The 14,498-nt window shown below is 74.4% G+C and carries 13 protein-coding genes; 7 read left to right on the plus strand and 6 right to left on the minus strand.

Annotated features, from left to right (window positions below):
* From ACWEV0_RS29750 to ACWEV0_RS29765, 4 genes are all read right to left on the minus strand, one after another.
* Positions 1-1,941: CocE/NonD family hydrolase (locus tag ACWEV0_RS29750; protein WP_453152729.1), on the minus strand; the 1,941-nt coding region annotated here is incomplete at its 3' end.
* Between the two features lie 159 nt (positions 1,942-2,100).
* Positions 2,101-3,246, minus strand: coding sequence for a PP2C family protein-serine/threonine phosphatase (locus ACWEV0_RS29755; RefSeq protein ID WP_453152730.1), 1,146 nt, complete (start codon positions 3,244-3,246; stop codon positions 2,101-2,103).
* 7 nt (positions 3,247-3,253) lie between these two features.
* Positions 3,254-4,651, minus strand: a complete 1,398-nt coding sequence (locus ACWEV0_RS29760; protein ID WP_453152732.1) for an MFS transporter — start codon at positions 4,649-4,651, stop codon at positions 3,254-3,256.
* A complete protein-coding gene (locus tag ACWEV0_RS29765; protein ID WP_453152733.1) occupies positions 4,648-5,250 on the minus strand; it encodes a TetR/AcrR family transcriptional regulator in 603 nt (200 codons plus the stop codon). Before ACWEV0_RS29765 ends, ACWEV0_RS29760 begins: the two co-directional genes overlap by 4 nt.
* A 341-nt stretch (positions 5,251-5,591) precedes the next feature.
* Here ACWEV0_RS29765 and ACWEV0_RS29770 point away from each other — a divergent pair, with 341 nt between their 5' ends.
* The 7 genes from ACWEV0_RS29770 (at position 5,592) to ACWEV0_RS29800 (ending at position 12,657) form a co-directional block, all read left to right on the plus strand.
* Entirely contained in the window at positions 5,592-6,179 is a 588-nt protein-coding gene (locus ACWEV0_RS29770; protein WP_453152734.1) for a TMEM165/GDT1 family protein, read from the plus strand.
* A 117-nt stretch (positions 6,180-6,296) separates the two neighbouring features.
* Positions 6,297-6,926 carry a TetR/AcrR family transcriptional regulator gene (locus ACWEV0_RS29775; RefSeq protein WP_453152736.1) on the plus strand — a complete coding sequence of 210 codons (630 nt, stop codon included), beginning with the start codon at positions 6,297-6,299 and terminating at the stop codon, positions 6,924-6,926.
* Positions 6,910-8,562 carry an acyl-CoA dehydrogenase family protein gene (locus ACWEV0_RS29780; RefSeq protein ID WP_453152737.1) on the plus strand — a complete coding sequence of 551 codons (1,653 nt, stop codon included), beginning with the start codon at positions 6,910-6,912 and terminating at the stop codon, positions 8,560-8,562. Before ACWEV0_RS29775 ends, ACWEV0_RS29780 begins: the two co-directional genes overlap by 17 nt.
* A gap of 73 nt (positions 8,563-8,635) precedes the next feature.
* Positions 8,636-9,943, plus strand: coding sequence for a M20 metallopeptidase family protein (locus ACWEV0_RS29785; RefSeq protein WP_453152738.1), 1,308 nt, complete (start codon positions 8,636-8,638; stop codon positions 9,941-9,943).
* Between the two features lie 75 nt (positions 9,944-10,018).
* A complete protein-coding gene (locus ACWEV0_RS29790; RefSeq protein WP_453152739.1) occupies positions 10,019-10,315 on the plus strand; it encodes a polyprenyl synthetase in 297 nt (98 codons plus the stop codon).
* Positions 10,308-11,354 carry a polyprenyl synthetase family protein gene (locus tag ACWEV0_RS29795; protein WP_453152740.1) on the plus strand — a complete coding sequence of 349 codons (1,047 nt, stop codon included), beginning with the start codon at positions 10,308-10,310 and terminating at the stop codon, positions 11,352-11,354. The genes ACWEV0_RS29790 and ACWEV0_RS29795 overlap by 8 nt, the downstream gene beginning before the upstream one ends.
* Before the next feature lie 133 nt (positions 11,355-11,487).
* The gene (locus tag ACWEV0_RS29800) at positions 11,488-12,657 is read left to right on the plus strand and encodes an oxygenase MpaB family protein (RefSeq protein WP_453152741.1); all 1,170 of its coding nucleotides are present in this window, start codon (positions 11,488-11,490) and stop codon (positions 12,655-12,657) included.
* Here the strand turns inward: ACWEV0_RS29800 and ACWEV0_RS29805 are convergent.
* Positions 12,654-13,532: a DMT family transporter gene (locus tag ACWEV0_RS29805; protein ID WP_453152742.1), complete on the minus strand. Its 879-nt coding sequence runs from the start codon at positions 13,530-13,532 to the stop codon at positions 12,654-12,656. The two genes, ACWEV0_RS29800 and ACWEV0_RS29805, sit on opposite strands and share 4 nt — an antisense overlap.
* A 4-nt stretch (positions 13,533-13,536) precedes the next feature.
* Positions 13,537-14,451 carry a LysR family transcriptional regulator gene (locus tag ACWEV0_RS29810; protein ID WP_453152743.1) on the minus strand — a complete coding sequence of 305 codons (915 nt, stop codon included), beginning with the start codon at positions 14,449-14,451 and terminating at the stop codon, positions 13,537-13,539.
* Positions 14,452-14,498 lie beyond the last annotated feature (47 nt).

Raw genomic sequence — 14,498 nt, forward strand, 5'->3', positions numbered from 1 at the left:
GGGCCGGGCCCCCCCCCCGCCCCGGCCCCCCCCCACCCGGGACCCGCCGTCACACCCCCGCGGCTCTACCACCACCGCGGGCCCCCCCGGGGGCGCCGAGACGACGGTCTGCGTCCAGACCACCGACACGTCCCCGTACAGCGGGTCCTCGCTGTCGATCACCAGCATCAGCCGGTGCCCCTCGGGGATGTCGTACGCGGCGGCCTGCAGCTCCCAGGAGACCGCGCGGTCCTCACCCGGCGTCAGACCCTCGACGTTCAGCGGCTCGTGGGTGATGATCCGGGCCGTGTCGTCCTCGGCGACGTCGAAGAGATGGGCGACGAGGGTGGCCGACCGGGCCGTGGAGCGCACGCTCAGGCCGATCCTCGGGATGCCGCGCACGCGGCGGGCGGCGGTGCTCCCGGGCGGTCCGGCGAGCGGGCCGGTCGTCCAGACCAGGGCGTGGGTGCGGTCGATCTTCTGCGTGTCGTAGACCCTGGGATTGCCGGCCCACTCCTCGCGCCCGGTCTCCAGCATCCTGGTCATGGCGGTGGCCTCGGTGTCGACGCCGGCGACGAAGGGACGCTCCCAGCTCTCCGCCCGGGCGCCTTCCGCCCCGTCCGCGGGGACGAGGACGCCGTCGGCCCCGCCCGCGCCGCCGCCCGTCAGGACGAGCCGCTCGACACCGGTGGTGACCGAGGCCCAGTCCGCGCGGTTCTCGCGCAGGGCCGGCTCGACGATCTCGTACTCGCCGGTCGGCCGCCCGGTCTCGGGGTCGCGCAGCGGGACCGTCCGGTACGTGAACATGACCTGGCTGCTGACCGGCGACCACTCCTCCACGCCGTTCCGCTCGCCCTTGAGGTGGTGGTCGAGCCAGGCGTAGGCCTCCTGCACCGGGATGTTGACGTCCCCGGGCTTGACGGGCGGGGCGAGCAGTCCGCGGCCCTCGGGGACGGCGTGGTCGCCGATCCACATGTTGAGCCGCTTGGGCACGGTCAGCGCCTCGAAGGTCTCCAGAACCTGGTTGGCCGCGAACAGGCTCTCGTGCCAGGTGTTCGAGAAGAAGGTGGGTGTCCCGTTCTCGTTGGTCTGGGCGAGGTACGAGTGCGGGGCTCGGCGGGTCCCCCACTCGACCACGGCCGCCATGTCCGTGCCCGCCTGGAAGTGGGCGAGGATCTCCCGGGTCTCCTCGTCGAACCGCTCCTCGACCGAGGTGCCGCCGGTGAGCCGCAGGAGCGCCCGGACGGCCGCCAGGTGGCGGACCCCGTTCGCGTACAGGCAGGTGGCGAGGTTGCCCCAGGTGGAGAGCGCCGCGACGGCCTGGACCCGGTCGTCGTGGGCAGCCACGAGCTGGCTGATGCCGGAGCCGTACGACTCGCCGAGGAAACCGACGGTGCTGGGCCCGAAGGTGTCCACGGCGTAGTCGATGACGGCGGAGCCGTCCGCCCAGTCCTTCGGTCCGGCGACGTCGATGCGGCCGGGCGAGGTGGACGGCAGGCCCGTGGTGCCGAGGCCGCGGGGTGTGTAGGCGACGACGTGGTAGCCCCTGGCGGCCAGGGTGAGGTACGCGTACATGAAGAGCGCCCAGCCCAGCGGCTGCCAGCCGGCCGGCATGACGACCAGCGGGTGCGGGCCGGGGCCGAGCTGCCGCAGGGTGAAGGCGGAGAGGCTGACGTCCTCGTCGTGGGTCCGGATGCGCGGGAAGCCGGGCGCGGCGAACCGGCGCACCTGGGCGACGAGCTCGGCGAGTTCGGCGGGCAGCAGCTCGGCCCGGGACTCGTCCTCCAGGGCGGCGGCCAGCGTCTGGCCGAGCCGGACGGCTTCGGGATCGAGCGTGCCGTCGGCGGCCCACATGCCGCGCGCGGCGACCCGGGCGAGGTCGGCCTCGGAGACGGCTTCCCCGACGAGCGAGCTGAAAGAGCTGGAGGATCTGGAGGTGTTGTGGATGTTGTACTCGGGCACGTGCACCCGTTCCTCTCATCCGGTCCGGCGGGTTCCGCAAGGGTGTCCCATGCAGGGACAGAGCCACCAGAGAGCGCGGGAAGGGCGCATGAGACACCGGACCGGGGCAACAGCGACACCGGTTGCCCGGTTTCCCACGTTTGGAACGGGTCAGGCCCGTTACGGCAGGGCGGCGGGCGCGGCCGGCCCGGCGACGGCGGCCGGTTCCGGAGGGCGTACGACGAGGAGCGCGGCCACGTCGTCGTCGAGCCCGCCGGCGCCGTACACGGTGAGGTCGTGGTGGAGCAGCGGGAGCACCCGGTCGCCGGGCTCGTCGGTCCAGCGGCGCAGCCGTTCTTCCAGGGGGTAGAAGTCGCCGGCCCGGTCGCGGGTCTCGCTCACTCCGTCGGTGAAGAGCAGCAGCCGGTCCCCGGGCAGGAACGGGACCTCCTCGACGTGGTGCCGGGAGGCGCACAGTCCGGCGAGGTTGAGCGGCAGCGAGGGGTCGGTGAGGGGGACGGTCCGGATCTGGCCGTCGTGCTGGCGCAGCGGGGCGGGGTGGCCGCAGCTGAGGAGCCGGGCGACGTCCCCGTCGTCGGGGAGTTCGAGGAGGAGGACGGTGGCGAAGCGTTCGGCGGCGTCGGAGTCGGGGTCCCAGGCGCCGTAGCGGGCGAGGCCCTCCTCCAGGCGGTCGGCGAGGGTGGCGAGATCCGGGGCGTCGGTGACGGCGGCGCGGTAGGCGCCGAGCAGCACCGAGGCCGTCTCGACGGCCCCGAGGCCCTTGCCCTGGACGTCGCCGAGCATGACGCGGACGCCGCCCGGGACCCGTACGGCCTCGTAGAAGTCGCCGCCGATCCGGGCCTTGGCCGCGGCGGCGACGTAGAGCAGGTGCAGCTCCACGCCGCCGAGCCGGGGCGCGAGCGGGCGCAGCACCACCCGCTGGACCACCTCGGCGACGGCCATCACGTCGCGCAGGTCGCGCTCGTAGTTGCTGCGGGCCTGGCTGACCCAGACGGCGGCGACGGTGACGGCGGCCAGGACGAGTTCGGCGCTGACGGTCTCGGCGACGGGGTCGTCCTGCGCCACGGCCAGCACGAGGCGCAGCACCATCGAGAGGAGGCCGATGGCGAGGGTGCCGCGCACGCTCCAGGTGATGGCGGCGAGGGCCGGGCCAATCACCAGGAGCCGGTCGAAGTGCTGCCCCTGCGAGGTGATGAGGTCGGCCACCGCGACGAGGGCGAGGGCCAGGAAGGGCAGCGCGAGACCGAGGTTGAACTGGGTGCGCGCCCCCGCCGGGGAGGGGACGCGGTGACCACCTGTGGGCATTTCGTGATCATACGTTTGGAGGTGGGGCAGAACCGGACGTTACGGCCCTGCTGGCGTGTCCGGCCTCTCCGGCGCGGCCCGGCAGCCACAGGCAGGCGGGGACGGCGAGCGCGGCGACGACGGCGAGCGAAACGAGCGCGGCCTGGGCGCCGGAGCCGAGCAGCAGGCTCGCGAGGGCGACGCCGAGGACGGGCCCGGTGTTCATCGCGGTCTGCTGGAGCCCGCCGGCGACCCCGGCGCTCCCCTCTTCGGCCCGGTGCACGACGACGGACGTCGCCGTCACCATCACCGCGCCGAAGCCCGCCCCGATCAGCGCGGCGCAGCCGCCGGTCGCGAGCGCGGAGCCGGTGTCGGCGGCCCGTCCGAGCAGGGCGACGCCGGCCGCGAGCAGCACGGCCCCTCCGCCCGCGACGCGCCGCGCTCCGTACCGCTTCTTCAGCATCGCGCTCAGCGGCGCCCCCGCCACGACGAGCAGCGCCAGTGGCATCATCCGTGCGGCCGTGGGCAGCGGCCCGAGCTCCAGCGTGTCCTGGAGGAGGTACGTCGTCGTGAACAGCGTCCCGGACAGGGCCGCCGACGCCGCGAGCAGCGCCCCGAGCCCCGCGGCGACGGGCCCGCGCCGCAGCATGCCCGGAGGCACCAACGGGTGCTCGGCGCGCGCCTCGTGCCGTACGAAGGCGAGCGCGGCCGCCGTGGCGACGGCGAGCGCGAGCGCGGTGCCGGCGGCGTCCGCCGGGCCGGAGCCGTGCGCGAGTCCCTGGACGAGGCAGGCGAGGGCGAGCCCGAGCAGACAGGCTCCGGGCAGGTCGAGGGTGCCCGTGCGGCCGGGGCCGGTGGCCCGGCGCGGCTCGGGCACGGCCAGGGCGAGCAGAGCGACCGCCAGCGTGGGCGGCACTCCGAGCAGGAAGACCGAGCGCCAGCCGTACGCGTCGACGAGCGCGCCGCCGATCAGCGGACCGGCGGCCGCGGCGAGGCCGATGGCGCTGGTGCGCACGGCGATCGGCATGCCGAGACGGTCGGGCGGGAAGACGGCCCGGAGCATGCCGAGCGTGGCGGGCTGGAGCAGGGCGCCGAAGACGCCCTGGAGCACGCGCAGCGCGATCACGGAGCGGATGCCGGGCGCGAGGGCGATGGCGGCGGAGGTGAGGGCGAAGCCGAGACAGCCGAGGGCGAAGAGGCGGCGGTGACCGTACCGGTCGCCGAGGCGCCCGGCGAAGACGAGCAGGGCGGCGACGGCGACGAGGTAGCCGGTGCTGGTCCACTGCACCTGTGCGGTGTCCGCGCCGAGGTCGTGCTGCAGGACGGGCTGGGCGATGGTGAGGACGGTGCCGTCGAGGGCGACGACGGCGGCGCCGACGACGCTGCAGGCGAGGGCGGCCCGGCGGTGGAGACGGCCGTGGATCACTGTGTCCCCACCTGGCCGAGGTGGGCGTCGAGCGCGGCGGTGAGCAGCGGTTCGACGTCGTCGCTGCCGGTCGCCAGGCGGAGGCTGCCCCAGCGCCACAGCTGGGCGATGCCGTGGAGGTTGGCCCAGAGCGCGCCGGCGGCGGTGGCGGGGTCGGCGGCGGCGCCGGGGCGGGCCCGGGCGACCAGCTCGGCGAGGTGCGCGAAGAGCGGCAGGCTCGTGTCGCGGAGCCCGAGCCGACCGCTCTCCAGAAGGTCGTGACGGAACATCAGCTCGTACATCCCGCTGCGCGTCCGCGCGAAGTCGAGGTAGACCCGGGCGAGGGCCTCGACGCGGGCCCGGGGCTCCGCCTCCGCGACCTCGGTCACCCGGGCGCCGAGCTCGCGGAAGCCCTCGCGGGCGATGGCGGACAGCAGGTCGAGGTGGGTCGGGAAGTGGCGGCGGGGGGCGCCGTGGGAGACGCCGGCGCGGCGCGCGATCTCGCGGAGGGAGAGGGCCTGGGCGCCCTCGGCGTCGACGAGTTCGACGCCGGTGCGGACCAGCCGGTCGCGCAGGCCGCCGGACTCACCCTCGGTCTCCCGAGCGGTTTCTTCGGTCATGGGACCTGTCTATCCGATCTTGGTAGACACTGTCTACCTCCGCCGCAGGCACGGTCCACCTCTGCCGTAGACGGTGTCTACGAAACGGGTGGAGCCCTCCGGTACACTGGTCGGCAGCGAAGGGGAGTAGCCCTGCGAACCGGTCGTCGACACACTGGAACCCCCGGGTTCCCGGTGACCGGGCCCATGCGACAGCGCGGGCGGGCGAGACCTTCGGCCAGGCAGTACGCCGCGTCCACGACCGTGTGGGCGTGGTTCGTCATGCCGGGCCGAGTGGTCCTCCCGTCGCCCTTCGAGGCGCCGTGCCGGGCCCGGGCCCGGTCCGAGCAGAGAGCCCCGGTATGCACCTCGACCCCTTGGCGATCATCACCGCCTTCGGGCTGATCTTCCTCGCCGAGCTTCCCGACAAGACGATGTTCGCGTCCCTCGCCATGGGCACGCGCATGCGTCCGCTGTACGTGTGGTTCGGCACCTCGACCGCGTTCGTCGTGCACGTGGCCATCGCCGTCGGCGCGGGCGGCCTGCTCGGCCTCCTCCCCGGCTGGAGCGTCAAGCTCGTCTCGGCCGCGATGTTCGCCTTCGGCGCGTTCGTGCTGCTGCGCGGCGGGGGCGACGACGAGAACGAGGAGGACGCGGGCGGCAGGACCGTGACCGGCTTCTGGCCCGTCTACTCCACCGCCTTCATGGCCGTCTTCATCAGCGAGTGGGGCGACCTCACCCAGATCACCACGGCCAACCTCGCCGCCACCAACGGCACCTGGTCGACCGCGATCGGCTCCGCCGCCGCCCTGATGACCGTCTCGGCGCTCGCGCTCGTCGCCGGCCGCTTCATCGCGAAGCGCGTCCCGCTGAAGACGGTGCAGCGCATCGGCGGTGTGTGCATGGCCGGACTCGCGCTCTGGTCGCTCGTGGAGGTCTTCAAGGGCTGACCCCGGCCCCTCGCCTCGCCCGGAGATGCCCGCGTGCCCCCGCACGCGGGCATCTCCGCGTTCCGGGAGCACGCCCGATCTCTTGCTGAAGGAGTGAATCACTGCTTCACTCCTTCCATGCCCTACCGCCGCACGCCCGCCGTCCAGGCCCGGCTGGACGACCGGCGCACCGCGATCGTCGAGGCCGGACTCGGGCTGCTCGCCGAGCACGGCTACGCCGGCTGCACGATGGCCGCCGTCGCCGCGCGGGCGGGCATCGCCACCGGGAGCGTGTACCGCCACTTCCCGAGCAAGGCCGAGCTGTCCGTCGAACTGTTCCGGACGGTCGTCGGCCGCGAGGTCGCCGCCGTCTCCGAGGCGGCCGCCCGGCCGGCGCACCGGACGGCCGCCGACCGGATCGTCGCGGTCATCGAGACCTTCGCGAGCCGCGCCCTGAAGGCGCCGCGGCTCGCGTACGCGCTGCTCGCCGAGCCGGTCGACCCGGCCGTCGACGCCGAGCGGCTGGTCTTCCGGCGCGCGTTCCGCGACGTCTTCGCCGAACGGATCGCCGCGGGCGTACGGGACGGCGAACTGCCGCCCCAGGACGCGCTGCTCACCGCCGCCGCGCTGGTCGGCGCGGGCGCGGAGGCGCTGACCGGCCCGCTGTCCGGCACCCTGACGGCAGGGGCCCCGAGCCCCGGCACCGTTCCCGCCCTGGTCACCTTCACCCTGCGAGCCCTGGGAGTCACCGATGCCGACCACGCATGAGGTCACCAACCAAGTTCCGCCGCTCTCCGGTTACGACGTCTCGGCCGACCCGGCCCTCCTGGAGTCGCTGCGCCGCGAGGGCGCCGGCTGGGCGGAGGACGAGGTGCGCGAGCTCGGCGTGCGGGCCGGCGGGGCCGAGGCCCAGGAATGGGGCCGCCTCGCCGAGCGCCACTCCCCCGTCCTGCACACCCACGACCGCTACGGGCACCGGGTCGACGAGGTCGAGTTCCACCCGTACTGGCACCAGCTGATGACCGTCGCCGTGGAGCACGGGCTGCACGGCGCGCCCTGGGCCGACACCCGGCCGGGCGCCCATGTGGCCCGCGCGGCGAAGGTGTTCGTGTGGGGCCAGGCCGACGCCGGGCACCTGTGCCCGGTCTCGATGACGTACGCGGCGGTGCCCGCGCTGCGCGCCGAGCCGGAGCTGGCCGCGGTGTACGAGCCGCTGCTGACCTCCCCGTACTACGACTTCGGGCTCCGGGTCCCCACCGGCAAGCGCGGGATCATCGCCGGCATGTCGATGACCGAGAAGCAGGGCGGCTCGGACGTGCGCGCCAACACCACGCGCGCGGTGCCGACGGGCGAGCCGGGCATGTACGCGCTGACCGGGCACAAGTGGTTCACGTCCGCGCCGATGTCGGACGTCTTCCTGACCCTGGCCCAGGCGCCCGGGGGGCTCTCCTGCTTCCTGGTGCCGCGGGTGCTGCCGGACGGCTCGCGCAACGCGGTCCGCTTCCAGCGCCTCAAGGACAAGCTGGGCAACCGCTCCAACGCCTCCAGCGAGATCGAGTACGAGGGCGCGCTGGGCCGGCTCGTCGGCGAGGAGGGCCGCGGGGTCGCCACCATCATCCGGATGGTGAACATGACCCGGCTCGACTGCGCGATCAGCTCCGCGTCCGGGATGCGCCTCGGCCTCGTCCAGGCCGTGCACCACGCCACCCACCGCAGCGCGTTCGGCGCCCGGCTCGTCGAGCAGCCGCTGATGACCAACGTGCTCGCGGACCTCGCGGTCGAGGCGGAGGCGGCCACGATCGCCGCGCTGCGCCTCGCGGGCGCCGTGGACCGGGCGACCGCCGGCGACGCCGAGGAGGACCAGCTGCGCCGCCTGGGCCTCGCCGTCACCAAGTACTGGGTGTGCAAGCGGGCGCCCGCGCACGCGGCCGAGGCCCTGGAGTGTCTGGGCGGCAACGGGTACGTCGAGGACTCGGGCCTGCCGCGCCTCTACCGCGAGTCCCCGCTCCCCTCCATCTGGGAGGGCTCGGGCAACGTGGCCGCCCTCGACGTGCTGCGCGCCATGGCGAAGCAGCCCGCCGCCGTGGAGGCCTTCTTCGCCGAGGTCGACCGCGCCGCCGGCGCCGACCGCCGCCTCGACGCGGCCGTCGCCCGCCTGCGCAAGGACCTCGCCGGCCTCGCCGACCCGGCCGCCCTCCAGTACCGCGCCCGCCGTCTGGTCGAACGCCTCGCCCTCGTCCTCCAGGGCTCCCTCCTGGTCCGGCACGGCCACCCGGCCGTCGCCGACGCCTTCTGCGCCTCGCGCCTGGACGGCGACTGGGGCATCGCCTTCGGCACCCTGCCGTCCGGCGTGGACACGGCCGCGATCATCGAGCGCGGGGCGCCTGGCTTCTCCGGCGCCTGACCGGGAACACCTCCGGGCGCGCCGTGCGAGGCTGGGCGCGGATGTCCATCCCCCGGGCGAGACGGAGGACTCGGTGAGCACGGAGACGGCGGACGACGAGGTCCGCGCGGAACTGGACCGGGCCGCGGAGAAGACGGCGCGGCAGGTGATCGCCTGGCGGCGGCACCTGCACCGCCACCCCGAGCTGTCCAACCGGGAGGAGAAGACGGCCGCGCTCGTCGCGGACCACCTCCGCTCGCTCGGTCTGGACGAGGTCCGCACCGGTATCGCCGGCCACGGCGTGGTCGGGGTGCTGCGGGGCGGCCGGCCGGGTCCGCGGACGGTCGCGCTGCGCGCGGACACCGACGCGCTGCCCGTGCGGGACCTGTGCGGGGAGGAGTTCGCGTCGCGGACGGTCGACGCCGACTACCCGGGCGGCCCGTTCCCGGTCTCGCACGCCTGCGGGCACGACTGCCACACGGCGATGCTGATGGGCGCGGCGAGCGTGCTCGCCGGGGTGCGCGACCGGCTGCCGGGGAGCGTCCTGTTCGTCTTCCAGCCGGCCGAGGAGGGCCCGCCGGTCACGGAGGACGGCGGGGCACGCGCGATGGTGGAGGCGGGCGCGTTCGCCGATCCGGTGCCGACGATGGTGTACGGGATGCATGTGACGCCGTATCCGAAGGGGTACGTGGGCTACCGGACCGGCAACCAGTACGCGGCCTCCACGCTCGTCCGGATCGTCGTGACCGGCCAGCAGGTGCACGGGTCGACGCCCTGGCAGGGCATCGACCCGATGCCGGCGGCCGGCGCGGTCCTCACCGGCATCGGGCAGCTGTACCGCCAGGTCTCCGCCTTCGACCCGATCACCGTGAGCATCGGTCACATCGAGGACGTCGGCCGCTTCAACATCATCGGCCAGACCGTCACCCTGTGGGGCACGGTCCGGTGCGCGGTGGAGTCCGACATGGCGGAGGTGCAGCGCCGGCTCACCACGCTCGCCGAGCACACCGCGGCCGCGTATCACGCCACCGCCGAGGTGGACTACCTCCAGGCGGTGCCGCCGGTGCACCACACGGCGGAGTGGGTGGCCGCGGGACTGCCGACCCTCCGCCGGGTGGTGGGCGAGGAGCGGGTCGTCGAGACGGGCGCGACGCTCGGCTACGACGACGTGTCCGAGTTCGTGAACCGCTTCGGCGGTCTGTACGTGATGCTCGGCGTCCAGGACGCCGAGCTGGACGCCGACGGCAGGCCGGTACCCGCCCCGGGCGGCCGCGGCCTGGTCACCAACCACAACCCGCACTTCTACGCGGACGACGACACGCTCGTCACCGGGGTGCGGCTGCACGCGCACGTGGCGTACGACCACCTCACGGGCGCCCTCACGACGGGGCGGACCACGTAGCCGGGGGATCGAGTGCGTTCACTCTTTCGTGAGTTCCGCGCTCACCCGATCGCGCGCGCGGCCACGTTGGATCACATGAACGTGGAAACGGATCGGGACAGCCGGGACAGGGGCGGGGACGACCGCGCGGTGCTCCTGGTGGCCGGGCTCGCGGACCTGGCGGCGAGCACGCTGGGTTCGGCCCTGGGGACGGTAAGGGGGCTGTTACGGCGCTCGGACACCTTCCAGCTGGTGGAGGACGCCGAGCGGGAGCTGACGGCGCGCGGACGGCTCGCCCTCGACCGGTACGCGACGGTGCCGCCGGCCCATCTGGAGGTGCTGGCCCAGCACGTCCTGGCCCGGCAGTCCCGGCAGTCCCGCGACGATGGCTGAGGCGCCCTGGGACCCGGCCGCCTTCAGGGCCCGGGTGGACGACGTGCTGCGCCGGTTCGTCGCCGAGGAGGCCGACTGTCTGACGGCCGTCGACACGGCGCTCGGTCCGGTGGCCGAGGAGCTGGAGGCGGCGGTCGCGTCCGGCAAGCGGCTGCGGGCGGCGTTCTGTTACTGGGGCTGGCGGGGCGGCGGACAGCCGGACAGCGACGCGCTGGTGCGGGCGGCGGCCTCCATGGAACTGGTGCACGCGGCCGCCGTCGTGCACGACGACCTGATCGACGGCAGTCCGCTGCGGCACGGCCGGCCCACCGCGCACCGGGCGCTGCGGGCCGCCGTACCGCACCATCCGCGGCCCGCCGCGGCCGCCCGGTCGCTCGCGATGCTGGTCGGGGACCTGCTGATGTCGCTGGCCGGGCAGTTGTTCGTGACGAGCGGGCTGCCCGCCGCGTATCTGAACCGGGCGCGGCCGCTGTGGGCGGCCCTGGCCCGCGAGCTGGTCGCCGGCGAGTGCCTGGAGATCCTGCACACGGGCGCGGCGCCGGACACGGCGGCCTCGCTGAAGGTGGTCCGCTACAAGACCGCCAAGTACACCGTCGAGCAGCCGCTGCTCATCGGCGGCGCTCTGGCCGGCGCGGCGCCGCGGCTAGGCGAGGGCTATTCGGCGTACGGGCTGCCGCTGGGCGAGGCGTTCCAGCTGCGGGACGACCTGCTCGGGCTGTTCGGCGACCCGGTCCGTACAGGCAAGGCCGCCGCCGACGACCTGCGCGGCCGACGGCCCACCGCGCTGCTCGCGGAGACCTGGCGGCTCGCCGACACCGCCCAGCGCGCCCGGCTCGACGCCCTCCTGGAGCGGGACGACGCCGACCCGGAGGACGTACGCGCGCTGATGCGCGCCCTGAAGGCCCCCGAGCGGGTCGAGCACATGATCGCGGGCCGGGTCGATGAGGCCCTGCGCGCGCTCGACGAGCTCGACGCCCCGCCCGCCACGCTCCGAGCCCTCGCCTCGCTCGCGCACTCGGCGTCGGCCCGGCAGTCCTGAGGCTCCGGCCCTGATGCCCCCCGTCCTGAGACGCCAGCCGGTGAGGCTTCGGCGCTGATGCCCCCGTCCTGACACGCCAGTCGTGAACGCCCCCACCCGAGCACCCCGCCCCCGGAGCCCCGAGGAGCCCCGCATGACCCCACCCACCCAGGCGTCCCTCGACGCGCTGCGCCAGGCCGGCGACGAGCTCGCCGACGCCACCGTCGCCACCCTCTTCGACCGCGGCGAGGTCGGCACCTTCAACACCCTGATGCGGTACGTGTCGACCGCCGGCAGCCCGCTGCCCGACGGGCTGCCCGACGTGGCCCGCGAATACCTGCACGTCACGAGCGCCGCGCCGGCGTGGGTGGACTGGGCCGAGATGGAGAAGGCGCGGCTCTTCTTCACCGACAACGACGTGCACATCACCACGGCGCTGTCCTTCGCCTCCATGCCCGCCTGCTACCTCGTCCCGCACGTGGCGAAGCTGCTCGCCACGACGCACGGCCTGAAGTACCCGTCCAAGCGCATGGCGGAGACCGGCCAGTTCACGCTCTACCTGATGCGGCCGGACGCCTTCGAGGCCGGCAGCCGCTTCGTGCCGGCCGCGCAGAAGGTCCGGCTGCTGCACGCCTCCATCCGCCACCACCTGCGGCGCGAGGACCGCTGGGACACGGCGGCGCTCGGCGTGCCGATCTGTCAGGAGGACATGATCGGCGGTCAGATGTTCTTCTCCATGCTGGTCCTCGACAGCCTGCACCGGCTGGGCATCCACATGTCCACGGAGGGCGCGGAGGCCTACTACTACGCCTGGCGGGTGGTCGGCGCCATGCTGGGCGTCGACCAGGAGGCCGTGCCGCAGAACCTCGACGAGGCCCGTGCCTTCCTCGACCTGTACATGCTCCGCCACATGGGGCCCTCGGACGACGGCGCACTGCTCACCCGGCAGCTCATCGAGCTGTACGAGGAGGTCGTACCCGGCACCTTCTTCGACCCGATCGTCTCCGCACTGATCCGCCATCTGGTCGGCGACACCTGCGCCGACTGGCTCGAGGTGCCCCGTACCCCGTGGGACACGGTCGTCAAGGCGGTGCCGCACCTGCTGGGCGTCCTGGAGACCGTGGAGGACCACTCCCCGCTCGGCTCCTGGCTCCTGGACCGGCTGGGCCATCTGACGACGGTCTTCGAGCTGTCGTCGCTCACCCGCGGCCGGGTGATGCACTACGCGATCCCGGAGCACCTGAAGAAGGACTACGGGGTGTCGACGTCGGTGAACCCGAAGCGCCGCTGGAGCCCGCCGCCGGCCGTCCTGGACATCCCCTAGGGAGTGCGGCGCCGCCACAGCGCGCCCACGTACACCCCGGCCAGGATCAGCGGGGTGCCGAGCAGCAGGGAGGCGGTGAGGGGTTCGCCGTCGAGCCAGGCGGAGAGGACGATCGTCACGACGGGGATGACGACGAAGACGTACGCGGCCCGGGACGCGTCCCAGCGCTGGACGACGAAGAGGTAGAGCCCGAAGGTGAGGACGGAGCCGCCGACGACGAGATAGGCGAGGGCCCACCAGGTGGCAGGGCGCCCGGGCAGCCGCCACGTGTCGCCGGCGGCGGCCGAACCGGCGAAGAGGAGGACGGAGGCGGCGGTCATGCCGACGGCGTTCATGACGACGGGGTGGATCCGCGGCAGCCGCCGGACGAGGACGGTGGCCTCGGCGAAACAGAACATGGCGCCGAGGACCGCCAGGAACGACAGCACGGGCACGGAGCCGCTGAGCGGGGCGCGGGAGATGACGGCGACCCCGGCGGCGGCGAGCAGCGTGCCGGCGGCCGCGGTGACGCGGAAGCGTTCGAGGCCCTGCGCGACGGCGAGCAGCAGGGTGGCGAGCGGGGTGAGGGCGAGGATCGTCTGGCCGAGCCCGGCGTGGACGTGGACGAGGGCGTAGTACGCGAGGGCGGCCGTGACACCGAAGTTCAGGATCCCGAAGAGCGCCGCCCCGGCGAGGGCCCTGCCCGGCGGGAAGGGCATCCGGCGCACGGCCATGATGCCGAGCAGGATCACGGATGCCGCGCCGAAGCGCAGGGCCGCGCCCCACAGGGGGTCGAGCTCCCGGTTGCTGAAGCGGACGCCGACGGCGTTGCCGCCCGCGAGTAAGGCGGCGGCGGCGAACGCGGCGAGCGTCAGCCGGTCCTCGCTGCGCTGCACCGGCTCACGGTAGCCCCGGCGGCACGGCTCCGGCGGGCGGGACACGCGCCGCGGTCTCCGCGAAGGCCCTGATCAGGGCGGTCTCGGCGGCGGTCGCCCAGACCAGGCCGTAGGTCAGGGGCGGGGCGTCGTGGAACGGCACGTAGGCGATGCCGGGGCGCGGGTGGTAGCGGGCGCCGCTCGCCGCGCCCGGGGAGACGCCGTGGCCGGCGCCGACGAGGGACAGCAGCTCCTCCCAGGTGGCGGCGGCCGGGCCGTGGGCGACGGGCGCGCCGGACGGGGTGCGGGTCGGATAGTGGGTGTCGCGCCAGGCGCGGGGCTGCCCGCGGCCGGTGGTGACGAGGGTCTGGCCGGCGAGGTCCTCCAGGCCGACGGAGGCGCGGGCGGCGAGCGGGTGGGCGGCCGGGACGAGGAGCACGCGGTCCTCGCGGACCAGGACGGGGCCGGTGGTGAGACCCGGGGTCGCGATGGGCAGGGTGGCGTACTGGACGTCGAGTTCACCGTCCTCGACGGGGCGGGTGCCGGCGTCGACGGGGACCTCGCGGAGGGTGAGCTCGCAGCCGGGGTGGCGGGCAAGGAAGGCGTCGGCGGCGGCGGTCAGCAGCTCCCCGCCCCACGGGGAGCCGAAGCCGATCCGCAGGGTGCCGAGCATGCCGCGGCCGGCGGCGGTGGCGCGTTCGAGGGCGGCGAGGATCAGGGCGTGGGCGGGGCGGAGTTCGTCGTGCAGGCGGCGGCCGACCGGGGTGAGGGCGACGCTGCGGCTGGTGCGGGCGAAGAGCGGGGTGCCGATCCGCCGTTCGAGCTTCTTGACGGTCTGGCTGATGCGGCCGGTGGAGACGCCGAGGCGTTCGGCGGTGCGCCCGAAGTGGAGTTCGTCGCCGAGGGTGAGGAACGTTTCGAGTTCGTGCCGTTCGAGCACCGGGCCGCCCCCAACCGTTTAGTTCTGCTCAACGCCGGTTGCATTCT

Source organism: Streptomyces sp. NPDC003943, from assembly GCF_053605265.1.